Below are 15564 nucleotides of genomic sequence, written 5' to 3'. Positions count from 1 at the left end.
CTGGCCATTAACTAACCCTAGTTCTGGAGGGTGGCGGCGGGGTTGCCGGGGGTTTGCTGCGCCGGGCAGTTGATCTGGATACGCTGCGGTGCAGGGCCGTCTAAGCGCACAGCGGTGAGCTTGCCGCCCCATACGCAGCCGGTGTCCAGGCCGATCAGGCGGGCGTTGTGATCCTGGTAATAGCCCAGGGTTGACCAGTGTCCAAAGACGATGCGCAGGTTGTGATGAGCGCGCTGCGGGGCCGCAAACCACGGCACCAGTCGGGTGGGTTGGGTACCGGGCGGGCCTTTGTGGTGCATATCCAGATGGCCGTTGCGGGTGCAGTAGCGCAGCCGGGTCAGGCAGTTGCTGGTAAAGCGCAGGCGCTGCCAATACGACAGCCGAGAATGCCAGCGGCGCGGACTGTCACCGTACATGCGCTCCAGCAGCAAACGCTGCTGCGGCCCTTGCAGGGTGGTGCAAAATTCCTGGGCCGCCGCCTTGGCGGTGAGCAGGTCCCATTGCGGCGGCAGACCGGCATGAATCATGACCCAGTCCAGCGCGGGGTCATGGTGCAATAAGGGACGCTGCTGGAGCCATTGCATGAGTTCTTCACGATCTGGCGCTTGCAGGATGCTTTGCACGGTGTCTTTGGGGCGGGCGCGATGGACGCCGGCGTGAATCGCCAGCAGGTGCAGGTCATGGTTACCCAGCACGGTGACGGCACGATCTCCCAGGCCACGGACAAAGCGCAGGGTTTCCAGCGATTGCGGGCCGCGATTGACGAGATCGCCGACAAACCACAGTTGGTCGTGCGCGGGATCAAAGGCGATGTGCTCAAGCAGTTGCTTGAGCGGGTCAAGACAGCCTTGCAGGTCGCCGATTGCGTAAGTGGCCATAAAAAATAAGGGGTTGACGGGGGGTGCTTGCAGTCAGTGCAGCACCCGTGGGATCGAGAGGGTAAAACGGGGGATGGGGGCTTTGAAGGTTTGGCCCGTGTCGTCGATCCATTCGTAGCTGCCTTGCATGGTGGCCACCGGGGTTTCAATCATCGCCCCGCTGGTATAGCGAAAGCCTTCGCCGGGGCGCAAGTAAGGCTGTTCACCGACCACGCCTTCGCCATGCACCTCGCGCACCTGGCCATTGGCGTCGTTGATGATCCAGTGGCGCCGTAACAGGCGGGCGGCCACCTTGCCTTCGTTGCGGATGGTCACGGTGTAGGCAAAGACATATTGCGCTTGTTCGGGGTCTGATTGTGCCTCGACAAAAAAGCTTTGTACCTGGATACGAATATCATGCGGTTTGTCTGTGTCCATGGTGTACTCCTTTAATTCATCAGGCGCTCAAAAATGGTAAAGCCTGCGGTGTAGGTGCCGATGGCTGAACCCAGGGTTGTGAGCATAAATACCACAAATACGCGTGAAACACGATTATTCCACCAGCCACGCAGTCGCATGGTGTCGCGTCGCAGATTGGAAAAATCGCCGACATTGGGCTTGCGCAGATAGATTTCTACGGCAGCGGCCACCATGCCCACGCCAATGGTGGGATTGAGCGAGGTCAGCGGTGCGGCCAGGGCGGCGGCCAGCACGGTACCGGGATGGGCGCGGGCAATGATGGCGCCCAAGGCTGCCAGACCGCCATTGATATAAATCCACATCAACACCAGGCTCATGCCCAGCTCGGGATTGCGACTAAAGCCAATGGCAAAGCCGGTGAGAATCAAGGCGACAATGACCCACGGCACGAATTTGGGCCAGCGGGCCGGGGGGGGCACCTGTTCCATATCGCGAATCACCTCGACCGGGGCGCTGGAGGGGGTGCGCAGATGTGCCTCAATGCCTTGCAGATGGCCAGCCCCGACCACCGCCAGAATATGGCGATAGTCGCCGTCACGGGCAATACTTTGCAGGCGCGCTGCCATATAGCGGTCACGCTCGGCAATCAACGGCTCATATAATTCGCGGGAGTCATCGGCAAACTGGGCAAAGGTGGTCTCCAGCATATCGCCTTGCTTGAGTGCCTCGATTTCGCTTTCGCTGATTTTTTCCCGACTCACCAGGCTGGCCATCAGACCGGCAAACAGATTAAAGCGTTTCCACCAGGGCACATTGCGATAACTGCGCTTGAGGGTAGTTCCCAGTTCGCGGTCGATCAATAACACGGGCAATTGATGTTCGCGAGCGCCTTGTAAGGCCATGCGCATCTCTGCCCCCGGCTCAATCCCGAATTGCTCGGCCAGACGCTGCTGATAGGCCCCCAATGCCAGACTGGCAGCAATCATAGTGACCTTGCCCTCGCGCAGAATCTGAAACAGATCCATGCGCGCCATGTCATCGGGTTTGACCAGCGATTGATGGCGGCTGGGGCACAGTTCTACGGCCACTGCGTCATACGCGCCGCTATCGAGCATCTGCTGCACCACCTCGGCGGAGGTTTTGGAAACGTGCGCCGTGCCCAATACCGTGATCTGCGTATCATGCAGCGTGAGGCTAAAGTGTGGTTCGGTGGTCTGGGGGGTGGAAGCTGAATCCATAGAAGCACTCGTGAGCGAAGATAAGGGGTTGTGGTGGATACGGCTGGCTAAGGGCGATCATGTGCATCGGGCTTAACGGTATGGGATGCGTTGTCGCAATGCTCCATCAGCTTTGCAGCAGGCGTTTGGGGGCGATACGCCCATCCTCCAGAACCTGTCCCAGCCCGATGAAACGCTGCGCCGCATCGTATAGGCGTAAATCGCCGTGGGTGGGCGCATTGGGCACAAACACCGCCTGCCCTTGGCGCACAAAATGCGCGCTGGCCTGATCCAGCATAATCTGTGGCCAGTGACTCAAGGCCGCATCCATCGGTGTCAAGCTTGCCAGCAGGGCGGCATCGTCATGTTCAGCCAAGGCGGTGAGCGCCTCCAGGGTGTACAGGGTGTGCTGCGCCAGCTGTCCCAGGCCGGTTCGACGCAAGGCGGTCAAATGTGCGCTGCCACAGCCCAGACGGGCGCCGATCTCCTCGGCGAGGGTGCGCACATAGGTTCCTTTTGAGCAATGCACGCTAAAGCTCAACATCGGACCCTGCAAAGATTCCAGCGTTAAGGCATGAATCTGCACGCACCGGGGCGCACGCTCCACCTCGCGTCCTGCACGCGCCAGGGTATAAAGCCGCTGGCCTTGGTGTTTGAGCGCGGAATACATGGGCGGAATCTGTTCCAGTGGGCCATGTAGCCCGGCAAAAACCTGGGCAACGTGTGCAGGCTCCAGCGCCGGCAGGGGGTAGCGGGCAATCACCTCGCCCTCGGCATCCCCGGTGGTGGTGGCCTCACCCAGGCGACAAACCGCCTGATAGTATTTATCGGCATCCAGCAGATAGCCCGATACCTTAGTGGCCTCGCCCAGACAGATGGGCAACACCCCCGTCGCCAGTGGATCAAGGCTACCCGTATGGCCGGCCTTGCGCGCCCGAAACAGGCGTTTGACCCGTTGCAGGGCCTGATTGGAGGAATACCCCGCCGGTTTATCCAGCAAGACGATGCCATGCACATCTCGACGCACGGGTTTGGACGCTGGGCTGTTCACGGTCTGTGCTCAGCGCTCAGACGGCGTTTCGCCATCGGGTGGGTCATCCGGGGTGTGCTTTGCCCGATCCTCGGCAATGGCCTGATCAATCAAGGCCGAGATCTTGGCCCCGCGCAGCTGTGTATCGTCATAGACAAAGCGCAGCTGCGGGATGGTACGCAGGCGTATGCGCCGCCCCAGCTCGCGGCGCAAAAAACTGCTGGCCCGTTGCAGTGCGGCTTGACTGGCCTTGATCTGGGTGTCATCCCCCAGCACCGAAAAATAGACCTTGGCATAGGCAAAATCACGCGATACCTCAACCCCGGCCAGGGTGATCATGCCGATCCCCGGGTCATTGACCTCATGGCGCAGCAGTTCAGCCAGCTCGCGCTGAATCTGGTCACCGACCCGGTCGGTACGCGCATAATCTCTAGGCATGTGGCGAGCTCCTACAGGCTGCGGGCAACCTCGAAGCGCTGATAGACCTCGATTTGGTCGCCAGATTTGACATCGTTGTAATTTTTCACCGCAATACCGCACTCGGTACCGTTGCGCACTTCGTTCACATCATCTTTGAAGCGGCGCAGCGATTCAAGTTCACCCTCATAGATCACCACGTTATTGCGCAGCACGCGAATCGGATTACCGCGCTTGACCGTGCCTTCAATGACCAGACAGCCGGCCACCGCCCCAAATTGCGAAGACTTAAAGACATCACGCACCTGTGCCAGCCCGATGATCTCTTCGCGCATCTCTGGCGAGAGCAGACCGGAAAGCGCCTGTTTGACATCATCAATGGCCTCGTAAATCACGCTGTAATAGCGCAGATCGACGCCTTCCTCAGCGACGGTCTTGCGCGCAGCGGCGTCGGCACGCACATTAAAGCCAATGATGATGGCCGTGGAGGCCTTGGCCAGATTGACATCCGATTCGGTAATCCCCCCCACCCCGGCGGCAATGATCTTGACCTTGACCTCATCGGTGGAAAGTTTTTCCAGAGAATCACGCAGCGCCTCAGCACTGCCTTGCACGTCGGTCTTGAGCAGGATATTGACCGAGGCCGCGCCCCCTTCCTGCATCTGGCTGAAGATGTTTTCCAGCTTGGCGGCCTGTTGCGTGGCCAGCTTGGTCTCGCGGTATTTGCCCTGACGGAACAAGGCCACTTCCCGCGCCTTGCGCTCATCCTGCAAGACCAGCACATCATCGCCGGCATTGGGAACGCCAGACAGCCCCAGCACCACCACCGGAATGGACGGGCCGGCAGATTTGATGGCCTTGCCGTTTTCGTCAAACATCGCCCGCACCCGGCCATATTCCTGCCCGGTCAACACCACATCGCCACGATGCAAAGTGCCGCTTTGTACCAAAATGGTCGCGACCGGGCCGCGTCCCTTGTCCAGCTGGGATTCAATCACCACCCCTTGGGCATGACCTTCGCTGGGGGCGGTGAGTTCCATCAGCTCAGACTGCAGGCTGATAGCTTCTAGCAGGCCCTCAATGCCCTCGCCGGTTTTCGCCGAGACATATAAAAACTGGGTATCGCCGCCCCATTCCTCAGGAATCACATTGTGCTGTGCCAGCTCATTTTTCACCCGGTCAGGATCGGCATGGGGCTTGTCGATTTTATTGACCGCGACCACCAGGGGCACCTCTGCGGCCTTGGCATGTTGAATGGCCTCAATGGTTTGCGGCATCACGCCGTCATCAGCGGCCACCACCAATACCACTACGTCAGTGACCTTGGCGCCACGGGCGCGCATCGAGGTAAAAGCCGCATGGCCGGGGGTGTCCAGAAAGGTGACGCCACCGCGTGAGGTGCTGACATGATAGGCCCCGATATGCTGGGTGATCCCGCCAGCCTCTTTGGAAGCCACTTGCGTGGAGCGGATGTAATCGAGCAAGGAGGTCTTGCCATGATCCACATGCCCCATAACAGTGACCACCGGGGGGCGCAAAATCGCGGCCCCTTGTTGCGCAACCGCCAGCGAAAGCTCATCTTCAAGATCATTCACCTGCACCGCTTTGGCGACATGGCCCATCTCCTCGACCACCAGCGTCGCGGTATCCTGATCAATCGGCTGGTTGATCGTCGCCATCACCCCCATCCCCATCAAAGTCTTGATGACCTCGGGGGCTTTCACCGCCATCTTCTGGGCCAATTCGCCGACGGTAATAGTTTCTGGCAAGGCCACCTCACGCACCACGGGCGCGGTGGGGCGTTCAAAGCCATGCTTGGCCACGGCCTGTTGCGTGCGCCCGCCTTTTCCGCGCCGTCCGCGCCGATCATTGCTGGCTTGCAACTCCTCGCGCCGCTGGCGGCTTTCGTTGAGGGCCTCTTTATTTTTACTGCCCGGACGCCGCCGTTTACCGGCAGCCGCCGCAGCGCTGGTCGCGGGCGCAGCAGCGGGGGCGATACCGGCAGCGGCGGGACGTTTGCGCGGATCTGTGCCGCTACTGCCTGCGGGTTTGTTGGGTTCGCGGCGCTTTTCGGCCTGTCCGCCTGCGCTGCTGCCCTCAGCGGGCTTGCGGGCCCCGGCTCCAGCAGGACCACTCCGGCGCTCGCCAGCCGGTTTGTTGCGCTGCTGTCCTGCGGGTTTATTGCCGGGAGTGTGTTCTTTTGTGCGTGCCTGTTCTACCAATTTACCCGATGCCTCGCGCTGGTTACCGTGTGCTGCTGGTGGTGCATTCGCCGTGCTTGCTTCTGCTGTGCTGGTTTCAATAGGGGGAATCGCCTGCGCTTCAGGGGCTGGCGGTGCTGGTGGTGTTGATTCTGCCGCTGCGCTGCTCGGGGGTTGCTCAGGCGTGACCACCGCTGTCTCGGGCGATGCAATGACAGGCTCGGCTTTCTTGGGTGCTTCCTGTGCCTTACGCGCTTCTTCTGCGCGGCGGGCCGCCTCCTCTTCCACCTGACGGGCAACCTCGGCCGCCCGACTCGGCGGTGGGGTTGGCACCACTTGCGCCTCACCCTCACGCTTGACATAGGTCCGCCGCTTGCGCACCTCCACACTCACCGTCTTGGGACGCCCCTGCGGATTGGTGATCTTGATCTCTGAGGTGCTCTTGCGCCGCAGGGTAATGCGCCGGGCCGAGGCCTCGGCCACTTCCTTGCCGTGCGTCTTGCGCAAATAGTCAAGCAATTTCAGTTTTTGCTCTTCGGTGACTGTCTGACCGGGGCCGGAGACGGGCACACCCGCTTCACCCAGCTGTTCTATAAGCTTTTCCACCGGCGTACCTACCACCTCGGATAATTGTTTTACCGTTACATCGGTCATACCGTCACCTCCGGTGCAACTCTGATCCTGCACCCAATTAACATACCATCAAACAGTCAACCTGCTGGTTAAACTGATAACCTCAACGTGCTCAGCCCTGGCTGTTTTCGCTAAACCAGGGCGCCCGCGCAGTCATAATTAACTGTGCGGCCTGGGCCTCCTCAAGCCTGGCCAGGCTCATCAAATCATCCACCGATTGCTCGGCCAAATCCTCCATGGTGCGAATCCCCTCCGCCGCCAGGCGGTAAGCCAGTTCTTTATCCATCCCGTCCATATTCAACAAATCCTCTGCCGGTTCATGGCCTAGAATCTCTTCTTCGCTGGCAATCGCCTTGGTCAGCAGCGCATCGCGTGCCAGATGACGCAGATTCTCAATCATCGCCTCATCAAATTCCGCAATCTGCATAATCTCGGAGGAAGGCACGTAGGCCACTTCCTCGATACTGGAAAAGCCTTCGCGCACCAGAATACTCGCCGTCTCTTCGCTGATGCCCAGATGCTCGACAAACAGGCGCTGCAATTCCGCCGCCTCAGCCTGATGTTTCTCCTCGGCCTGCGTCTGCGTCATCACATTGAGCTCCCAGGCGGTGAGCTGCGAGGCCAGACGCACATTCTGCCCGCCCCGGCCAATGGCCTGCGACAGCTTCTCCTCAGTGACCGCAATATCCATCGCCCGGCGATCTTCATCCACTACAATCGACAAGACCTCGGCGGGTGACATCGCATTGATCACAAACTGCGCCGGGTGTTCGTCCCACACAATGATATCAATCCGCTCGCCAGCCAGCTCATTGGAAACTGATTGTACCCGTGAGCCGCGCATCCCCACACACGCGCCGACCGGATCCAGACGCGGATCATGCGAGCGCACCGCAATCTTGGCCCGCAGCCCCGGATCACGCGCCGCGCCCATGATCTCGATCAAACCCTGACCAACCTCGGGCACTTCCAGCTTAAACAGCTCAATCAAAAACTCCGGCGCGGTGCGACTGACAATCAACTGTGGGCCGCGCATCTCGGTACGCACCTCACGCAGATAACCGCGCAGCCGATCATTGGGCCGCACCGTTTCACGGGCAATCATATCCTCACGCGGAATAAAAGCCTCGGCATTATTCCCCAAATCCAGATACACCCCATTGCGCTCAGACTTTTTGACCGTTCCCATGATCAACTGCCCCAACTTGGAACGGTACTCATCCACCACCTTGTTGCGCTCCGCCTCGCGCACTTTCTGCACAATCACCTGCTTGGCGGTTTGCGCGGCAATGCGTCCAAACTCCACCGACTCCATCGGCTCCTCAAGATAATCACCCACCGCGCAGTCGGGCGCTTTTTGCTGCGCATAGGAGAGCAAAATCTGGCGGTCATTGGATTCAAAGCCCGGATCTTCATCATCGACGACCAACCAACGACGAAAGGTCTCATAATCCCCGCTCAGGCGGTTGATGTTCACGCGCACATCAATCGCGCCTTCGTATTTTTTACGCGTGGCCGAGGCCAGGGCAGATTCAATGGCCTCAAAGATAATCTCCTTGGCCACACCCTTTTCATTGGATACGGCATCAACCACCAGCAAAATTTCTTTATTCATCATGCCCTCTTGGGTATCAAACGCGCGCTGGCAATCGCGTCCAGTGGAAGCGCAACGCGCTCTTGCTTCAGCGCAATTGTGACCTGCTCAGCATCCACGTCAGCCACCGTCCCGGTAAAATGGCGCTGCCCCTGCACGGGCCACTCCATGCGGATTCTGACCTCACAGCCCTGGTAGCGAAGCAACTGCTCCCGATTAAATAACGGGCGATCCACCCCCGGCGAGGACACTTCAAGGGTATAGGGCAGCTTGATGGGGTCTTCAACATCCAGTACCGCACTGACCTGCTCGCTGACCCGCGCACAGCGATCAATGCTAATGCCATCGGCATGATCAATATAAATACACAGCCGGGCGTGGCCTTTGCTGGCCTGATAATCAAGCCCCCACAGTTCCAGACCCAGCCCTTCAACCACCGGCCTTAAAAGCGTTTCTAAAGAAAGAGGATCCCGCTGCACAACAGACTCCACAAACAAAAAAATGGGCCAATGGCCCATGTAAACGTCAGCAACAAAAAACCCCCTATCCGGGGGTTTTGAGAACTAGAGTGTTGCGATTTGACATGGTATTGCCATCAAACCCACCCTGTAGCAATCTTTCCAACGGCCTGCCACACGAGAGGCATACACTCATCGCAGACAAATAAAATATACGGTTAATTTTTAAATTTTAACAAAAAGCGCCACACCTGTCCAGCAATTACCCCAGACCTTGTTAGCCCAAAGCAGTAATGTCCCCTTCGTCCAATTCTAAAATGTCCCCTTTATATTTAAGCGGGAGGGGCACGCATGACGAAGGAGCACATTACGATGAGTCACAAAGAAATTGACCGACTAGAGATGATTCAGGCGGTGGCGAACAAGCATCTGCGGCAGGCCGAGGCGGCCCAGCGCCTGGGGTTGAGCGTGCGCCAGGTCAAGCGCCTGGTTCGCCGCTATCGTGAGCATGGGGCGACAGGGCTACGCAGTGGCCACCGTGGCCGACGTCCCAATAACGCCATTGCCGAGACAGTACGCCAGGAGGTGCTCGCCTTGGTCAAGACGCACTACACCGACTTTGGCCCCACCCTGGCCTGCGAAAAGCTGGCCGAGCGCCATGGTCATCATCTCTCGGTCGAGACCCTGCGCCAGTGGATGGTGGCCGATGGGCTATGGCAGCCCAAGCAACGCAAGCAAGCCCGCATTCATCAGCGCCGTCCACGCCGCCCCTGCCTGGGGGAGCTCATTCAAATCGACGGCTCGCCCCATGACTGGTTTGAGGTGCGCGGCCCGCGCTGTACCCTGATTGTGTTCATCGACGACGCCACAGGGCGCCTGATGGCCCTGCGCTTCGTGCCCGCCGAGACCACCCAGGCCTACATGGAGACCCTACAGCAATACCTGGATCAGCACGGACGTCCGGTGGCCCTCTACTCAGACAAACACAGCATCTTCCGTGTCAATCATCCTGAGCACGACGGGGAGCTGACCCAGTTTTCCCGCGCCCTCAAGACCCTCGACATCGCCGCCATTCATGCCAACACGCCTCAGGCCAAGGGGCGGGTGGAGCGGGCCAACCAGACCCTGCAAGACCGTTTGGTCAAGGAGCTGCGCCTGCGTGAGATCTCGGACATCGACGCCGCCAACGCCTTCCTCCCCACCTTCATGGCCGACTTCAACGCCCGCTTCGCCGTCGAGCCACAAAGCCCCCAGGATGCCCACCGACCGGTGCTGCACAGCCCCGAGGAGCAGGCCCTCATCCTTTGCCTGCACCATACCCGTAAGCTCTCCAAGAACCTTTGCTTCCAGTTCAAGAACCGGGAATATCAGCTTCAGGGACAGGGCAAGGGCTACCGCCTGCGGGGTGCCACCCTCACCGTCTGCGAGGCCTTCGACGGCACCATCACCCTCCTGCACCAGGGGCACATCATGCCTTACCGTCTGTTGGCTGAGGGCGAACCGCCCACACCGCTGGATGATGAAAAAAGTGTCCACCACAGCGTCGACCAGGCCAAGGCAAAACAGACCGCCAAGCCAACCTACAAACCGGCGCCGGACCACCCTTGGAGAGGTCGGGGCAACATCACTCCGGCACCAGCCCAAACACCATAACCACGCATTCTACGGGGGACACTTCTGCTTTGCACAAAAGGGGACTTTTCTGAATTGGGTTGACAGCAATTACCCCAGACCGCCGCAACACCAAGCCGTGCCCTGAAATCCTTCCGGGGTGTGGGGTTAGTACCCGGCGGGCGATTCTTTCCGGCCCAGAACGCCGGGGCGTGTCGCGTATCGGCTCAGTCCATAGGCGGCAACGGTGAAGCATAAGGTGCCCATCGTGGTGAGGATTTGTTCGCTCCAGTGCAGCATAAGGGTTTTGGGTTCAATCAGGGCGAGCGGCTGCAGGGCAAACACCATGAAGATGTTGAGCGCAAACAGTGCAGCAAGACTGCGGGCGCGCAGCCGTAGGGCCATGAGGATAAGCACGATGCTTAAGCCCAGGTTGCCGACGGTGGTCAGGCTCATGATGGGGATAAACCAGCCGCGTGGGATTTCAAGCCCCCAGGTGCGCACGGCCGCCAGAATAAAGACGGCGGCAATGACCAGCACCGCCCACAGCCACGGGTAAACGAGTGTTTTGCCGCTGCGCTGCTGATACCAGCAGGCAAAGCTGAGCACCGCCAGCAGAAAAAAACCCGGCCCGATCAGCGGAAACAGGGCATTGGAAAGCCACAGGATGGATTCGGTGCTGAGGGTGGCGATGAGTTTCCAGCTGGCCTTGGCCAGACCGCCGGCCACGATGAGCAGCACAGCGAAGATGGCCAGCGGCGTGTGTGTGGGCTGGCACTGATGCAGCCAGCGCACAATGAAGCTTAAGCCAATGGCGGTAAAGATGACCGGCAGGAAATTGAACAGCGCCAGCGGCAGGGTGAAGGTGGCTAACATGGGCAAGAAGGTGTGTGCTTAACCGGGGCGTTTGAGGCCCAAAACATCGTGCATATCGTACAGACCAGCGGCTTTGCCGTTGAGCCAGTGGGCTGCTCGCACAGCTCCCTGGGCAAAGGTCATGCGGTTAGTGGCCTTGTGGGTGATTTCGATGCGCTCGCCCAGCGCGGCAAACATCACCGTATGTTCGCCGACGATATCGCCCGCCCGGATGGTTTCAAAGCCGATGGTGTGGCGTGCCCGTTCGCCGGTATTGCCCTGGCGGCCATACACCGCGCATTGCTGCAGATCCCGTCCCAGGGCCTGGGCGACCACTTCGCCCATGCGCAGGGCAGTGCCCGAGGGGGCATCAATCTTGTGGCGGTGATGGGCTTCGATGATTTCGATGTCCACCTCATCGCCGAGGATACGGGCGGCCTGATCCAGTAAACTCAGGCACAGATTCACGCCGATGCTCATATTCGGGGCCATGACGATGGGAATCTGCCGGGCGGCCTGCTGGATTTGCGCACGTTCCTCGGGGCTAAAGCCGGTGGTGCCGATGACCATCCCTTTGCCGCCTTGGGTGCAGATGTCAAGATAGCGCAGACTAGCCTCGGGGCGGGTAAAATCAATCAGCACCTCGAAGCGTTCCAGCGCTTGTGCCGGGTCGGCTTCAATGGCAATGCCGTTGCGCCCCACGCCGGCCAATTCTCCGGCATCGGCGCCAAGCAGGCTGCTGTGGGAGTGTTCAAAGGCGGCCCCCAAACGTAAATCAGGCTGTTGGGCCACGGCCTCAATCAGGGTGCGCCCCATGCGCCCACCGGCACCGACAATCGCAACGTGCATCAGGATTTCCCCCAAAATTTCAGGTCTTCAAAAAAGCCTTTTACCCCGTCCAGAAAGCTTTCCTCTTGCGGGCTGTGGCGATTGCCACCGGCTTTCATGGTGTCATCAAGCTCGCGCATCAATTCGCGCTGGCGCTTGGTCAGATTAACCGGGGTTTCCACCATGACGCGACAGACCAGATCACCCTGGGCGCTGGTGTGAACCGACTTGACGCCTTTGCCGCGCAGGCGAAACAGCCGCCCGGTCTGGGTTTCTTCGGGAATCTTGAGCAAGACGCGCCCATCGAGCGTGGGGATTTCAATCTCGCTGCCCAGCGCCGCCGTGGTGAAGCTGATCGGTACATCGCAAAACAGGTCATTGCCCTTGCGCGAGAAGATCTTGTGCGGTTTGACCTGTATCTGCACATATAAATCGCCCTGCGGGCCGCCGTTCAATCCGGCCTCACCCTCACCGGACAGGCGGATACGATCGCCGCTGTCTACCCCGGCAGGGACATTAACCGACAGCGTGGTGTGCTGTTCCACCCGTCCATTGCCATGACAATGACGGCAGGGGTTGCTGATGATTTTGCCCGTGCCGCGACAACGCGGGCAGGTCTGCTGCACCGAGAAAAAGCCTTGCTGGATGCGTACTTGCCCCACCCCGCGACAGGTGGTGCAGGTCTCTGGGGCATGGCCTTTTTCCGCCCCGCTGCCGCCGCATTCGGTGCAGATGTCCAGACGCGGTACGCGAATCTTGACCTCGGTGCCAAAGACCGCCTCTTCCAGGCTGAGCTCCAGGTTGTATTGCAGATCGGAGCCGCGATAGGCGCGTGAACCGCTGCGCCCACCGCCAAAGATATCGCCGAAGATGTCTTCGAAAATATCGTTAAAGCTGGGGCCACGTCCGCCGCCCCCGGCGCCACCCATCGAATCAACCCCGGCATGGCCGAACTGATTGTAGGCGGCGCGTTTTTGCGGATCCGCTAAGACCTCGTAGGCCTCTTTGGCTTCCTTGAAACGCTCTTCGGCCTGCGTATCGCCCGGATTGCGATCCGGGTGATATTTCATCGCCAGGCGCCGAAAGGCCTTTTTTAGCTCGTCTTCGCTGGCGTTACGTGCCAATCCGAGCACTTCATAATAGTCGCGCTTTGCCATGTCCGCCTTTATCTAAATCGTGATATCAATGCCTTGCCCCACGGGAGCGCCGAGTTGCACTTGGCCAATCGGGACACGGATTAAAACATCAGCCGAGTGCAACTCGGCGCTCCGTGGAGTTTACGGCGGCACCTGCCTGCCGCGACGCACACGGCGCAGGCAGGGAAGATGCCGCCACGAGAATGCCGCCCATGGCTGCGACTATTTTTTGTCTTTGACTTCCTGGAATTCTGCATCGACCACATTATCGGCGGTGCTTTTTTCCTGTGTGCCTTGGCTTGGGCCGTCTTGCGCAGTTTCGGCACCACCGGGGGCGGCCCCCTGGCTGTACATACGTTCTGCCAGTTTGCCGGCCAGCTCTGTCAGCTGCTGGGTTTTTTGTTCGATGTCATCTTTGTCATCGCCCTTCATGGCCTCACGCAGACTGCTGATGGCCGCCTCAATGCCTGATTTTTCCGCGCTGTCGAGTTGCTCGGCCGCATCTTTCAGGGTTTTTTCCACACCGTGAATGGTGTTATCCGCCTGATTACGGGCGCCCACCAGCGCCTGAAATTTGCGGTCTTCTTCGGCATGTTGCTCGGCATCCTTGACCATGCGCTGAATTTCGTCTTCATTGAGTCCCGAAGATGCCTTGATCACAATGGACTGCTGCTTGCCCGTGGCCTTGTCTTTGGCCGAGACATGCAAAATGCCGTTGGCGTCGATGTCAAAGGTGACTTCAATCTGCGGCACGCCACGCGGTGCGGTCGGAATATCGGTCAGATCAAAGCGCCCCAGCGATTTGTTGGCGCTGGCCACCTCGCGCTCGCCCTGCAGGACATGCACGGTGACGGCGGTCTGATGATCGTCCGCCGTGGAAAACACCTGATTGGCCTTGGTCGGGATGGTGGTGTTTTTCTCGATCAGCTTGGTCATCACCCCGCCCAGGGTCTCAATCCCCAGCGATAACGGCGTGACATCCAGCAGCAACACGTCTTTCACCTGACCGCCCAAGACCCCGCCCTGAATCGCCGCACCGACGGCCACGGCTTCATCAGGATTCACGTCCTTGCGCGGCTCCTGACCAAAGAAGTTCTTCACCGCTTCTTGCACCTTGGGCATCCGCGTCTGGCCACCGACCAGGATCACATCGTCGATCTGCGAGGCCGACAACCCGGCATCTTTAAGCGCAATGCGGCACGGCTCGATGGTGCGGCTGACCAGATCATCCACCAGCGATTCCAGTTTGGCGCGGGTGACCTTGATATTGAGATGCTTGGGCCCGGTGCTGTCGGCGGTGATATAGGGCAGATTGATCTCGGTCTGCTGACTGGACGACAGCTCAATCTTGGCTTTTTCGGCGGTTTCCTTCAGGCGCTGCATCGCCAGCGGATCACCGCGCAGATCAATGCCTTGCTCTTTTTTAAATTCGTCGGCCAGGTAATCGATCACGCGCATATCGAAGTCTTCACCGCCGAGGAAGGTATCCCCGTTGGTGGCCAGCACTTCAAACTGATGCTCGCCATCGACCTCGGCAATCTCAATAATCGAGATGTCAAAGGTGCCGCCGCCCAGGTCATACACCGCCACCTTGCGATCTCCGCGCTTTTTGTCCATGCCATAGGCCAGGGCTGCTGCGGTGGGCTCGTTGATGATGCGCTTGACCTCCAGCCCGGCGATTTTCCCGGCGTCTTTGGTGGCCTGGCGCTGCGAGTCGTTGAAATAGGCCGGGACGGTGATCACCGCCTCGGTCACCGGCTCGCCCAGATAGTCCTCGGCGGTTTTTTTCATCTTCATCAGCACCCGTGCCGAAACCTCCGGCGGGGCCATTTTCTTGCCCTGCACCTCGACCCAGGCATCGCCGTTGTCGGCCTTGATGATCTGGTAGGGCACCAGCTTGATGTCTTTTTGCACTTCCTTTTCAGTAAAGCGCCGACCGATCAGCCGCTTGACCGCAAACAGGGTGTTTTTGGGGTTGGTGACCGCCTGACGCTTGGCCGACTGACCAACCAGGATTTCGCCATCATCGGCAAAGGCCACAATGGAGGGCGTGGTGCGTGTCCCTTCTGCATTTTCAATGACCTTGGCGCCGTCGCCTTCAATGACCGCTACACACGAGTTGGTGGTGCCAAGGTCAATACCAATGATTTTACCCATGTACAAGTACTCCTAAATGTTAAGTGATACTGAAGTTTTTTTGCTTACCCGCCATCATGGGGGTCGAGCGGAATTTTTCAAGTGTATGAATCCCGCAATCCTTAAGCGGTCGGTGTGATGCACGCAAAAGCACGAAGGCGCGAAGTGGTT

13 protein-coding genes are annotated in these 15564 nt (G+C 59.2%); 1 reads left to right on the top strand and 12 read right to left on the bottom strand.

Features of this window, described 5'->3' with window-relative positions; genetic code table 11:
* Positions 1 to 17: 17 nt before the first annotated feature.
* The 8 genes from THISIDRAFT_RS13145 to rimP form a co-directional block, all read right to left on the bottom strand.
* Positions 18 to 878 (bottom strand): symmetrical bis(5'-nucleosyl)-tetraphosphatase, encoded by an 861-nt coding sequence (locus THISIDRAFT_RS13145; protein WP_006787492.1) that lies wholly within the window; start codon positions 876 to 878, stop codon positions 18 to 20.
* 33 nt (positions 879 to 911) lie between these two features.
* The gene (gene apaG, locus THISIDRAFT_RS13140) at positions 912 to 1295 is read right to left on the bottom strand and encodes a Co2+/Mg2+ efflux protein ApaG (RefSeq protein WP_006787491.1); all 384 of its coding nucleotides are present in this window, start codon (positions 1293 to 1295) and stop codon (positions 912 to 914) included.
* Positions 1296 to 1306: 11 nt separating this feature from the next.
* Entirely contained in the window at positions 1307 to 2515 is a 1209-nt protein-coding gene (locus THISIDRAFT_RS13135; RefSeq protein WP_006787490.1) for a TraB/GumN family protein, read from the bottom strand.
* Positions 2516 to 2621: 106 nt separating this feature from the next.
* Complete coding sequence (gene truB / locus THISIDRAFT_RS13130) at positions 2622 to 3545, bottom strand: tRNA pseudouridine(55) synthase TruB (RefSeq protein ID WP_006787489.1); 924 nt, start codon at positions 3543 to 3545, stop codon at positions 2622 to 2624.
* Positions 3546 to 3554: 9 nt separating this feature from the next.
* Positions 3555 to 3962 (bottom strand): 30S ribosome-binding factor RbfA, encoded by a 408-nt coding sequence (gene rbfA / locus THISIDRAFT_RS13125; protein ID WP_006787488.1) that lies wholly within the window; start codon positions 3960 to 3962, stop codon positions 3555 to 3557.
* A gap of 11 nt (positions 3963 to 3973) precedes the next feature.
* Positions 3974 to 6796, bottom strand: a complete 2823-nt coding sequence (gene infB, locus THISIDRAFT_RS13120) for a translation initiation factor IF-2 (RefSeq protein ID WP_006787487.1) — start codon at positions 6794 to 6796, stop codon at positions 3974 to 3976.
* Between the two features lie 91 nt (positions 6797 to 6887).
* Positions 6888 to 8390, bottom strand: coding sequence for a transcription termination factor NusA (gene nusA / locus THISIDRAFT_RS13115; RefSeq protein WP_006787486.1), 1503 nt, complete (start codon positions 8388 to 8390; stop codon positions 6888 to 6890).
* On the bottom strand, positions 8390 to 8887 hold the full coding sequence (gene rimP, locus THISIDRAFT_RS13110) for a ribosome maturation factor RimP (protein WP_050984887.1): 498 nt from the start codon (positions 8885 to 8887) through the stop codon (positions 8390 to 8392). Before rimP ends, nusA begins: the two co-directional genes overlap by 1 nt.
* 291 nt (positions 8888 to 9178) lie before the next feature.
* Between rimP and THISIDRAFT_RS13105 the strand changes: the two genes are divergently transcribed.
* Entirely contained in the window at positions 9179 to 10480 is a 1302-nt protein-coding gene (locus tag THISIDRAFT_RS13105; protein WP_006786022.1) for an ISNCY family transposase, read from the top strand.
* A 126-nt stretch (positions 10481 to 10606) separates the two neighbouring features.
* On the opposite strand, the gene THISIDRAFT_RS13100 is transcribed toward THISIDRAFT_RS13105, so the two are convergent.
* From THISIDRAFT_RS13100 to dnaK, 4 genes are all read right to left on the bottom strand, one after another.
* On the bottom strand, positions 10607 to 11320 hold the full coding sequence (locus tag THISIDRAFT_RS13100) for a hypothetical protein (RefSeq protein WP_139064020.1): 714 nt from the start codon (positions 11318 to 11320) through the stop codon (positions 10607 to 10609).
* A gap of 12 nt (positions 11321 to 11332) precedes the next feature.
* Positions 11333 to 12142 carry a 4-hydroxy-tetrahydrodipicolinate reductase gene (gene dapB, locus THISIDRAFT_RS13095; RefSeq protein WP_006787483.1) on the bottom strand — a complete coding sequence of 270 codons (810 nt, stop codon included), beginning with the start codon at positions 12140 to 12142 and terminating at the stop codon, positions 11333 to 11335.
* Complete coding sequence (dnaJ, locus tag THISIDRAFT_RS13090) at positions 12142 to 13278, bottom strand: molecular chaperone DnaJ (protein WP_006787482.1); 1137 nt, start codon at positions 13276 to 13278, stop codon at positions 12142 to 12144. Before dnaJ ends, dapB begins: the two co-directional genes overlap by 1 nt.
* 201 nt (positions 13279 to 13479) lie before the next feature.
* Positions 13480 to 15414, bottom strand: a complete 1935-nt coding sequence (gene dnaK, locus THISIDRAFT_RS13085) for a molecular chaperone DnaK (RefSeq protein ID WP_006787481.1) — start codon at positions 15412 to 15414, stop codon at positions 13480 to 13482.
* Positions 15415 to 15564 lie beyond the last annotated feature (150 nt).

Origin of the sequence: Thiorhodospira sibirica ATCC 700588, from assembly GCF_000227725.2 — a bacterium.
Taxonomy (GTDB): Bacteria; Pseudomonadota; Gammaproteobacteria; order Ectothiorhodospirales; family Ectothiorhodospiraceae; genus Thiorhodospira; species Thiorhodospira sibirica.
The sequence above is the reverse complement of the archived record's forward strand: the minus strand, read 5'-3'. Positions and strand labels throughout refer to the sequence as shown.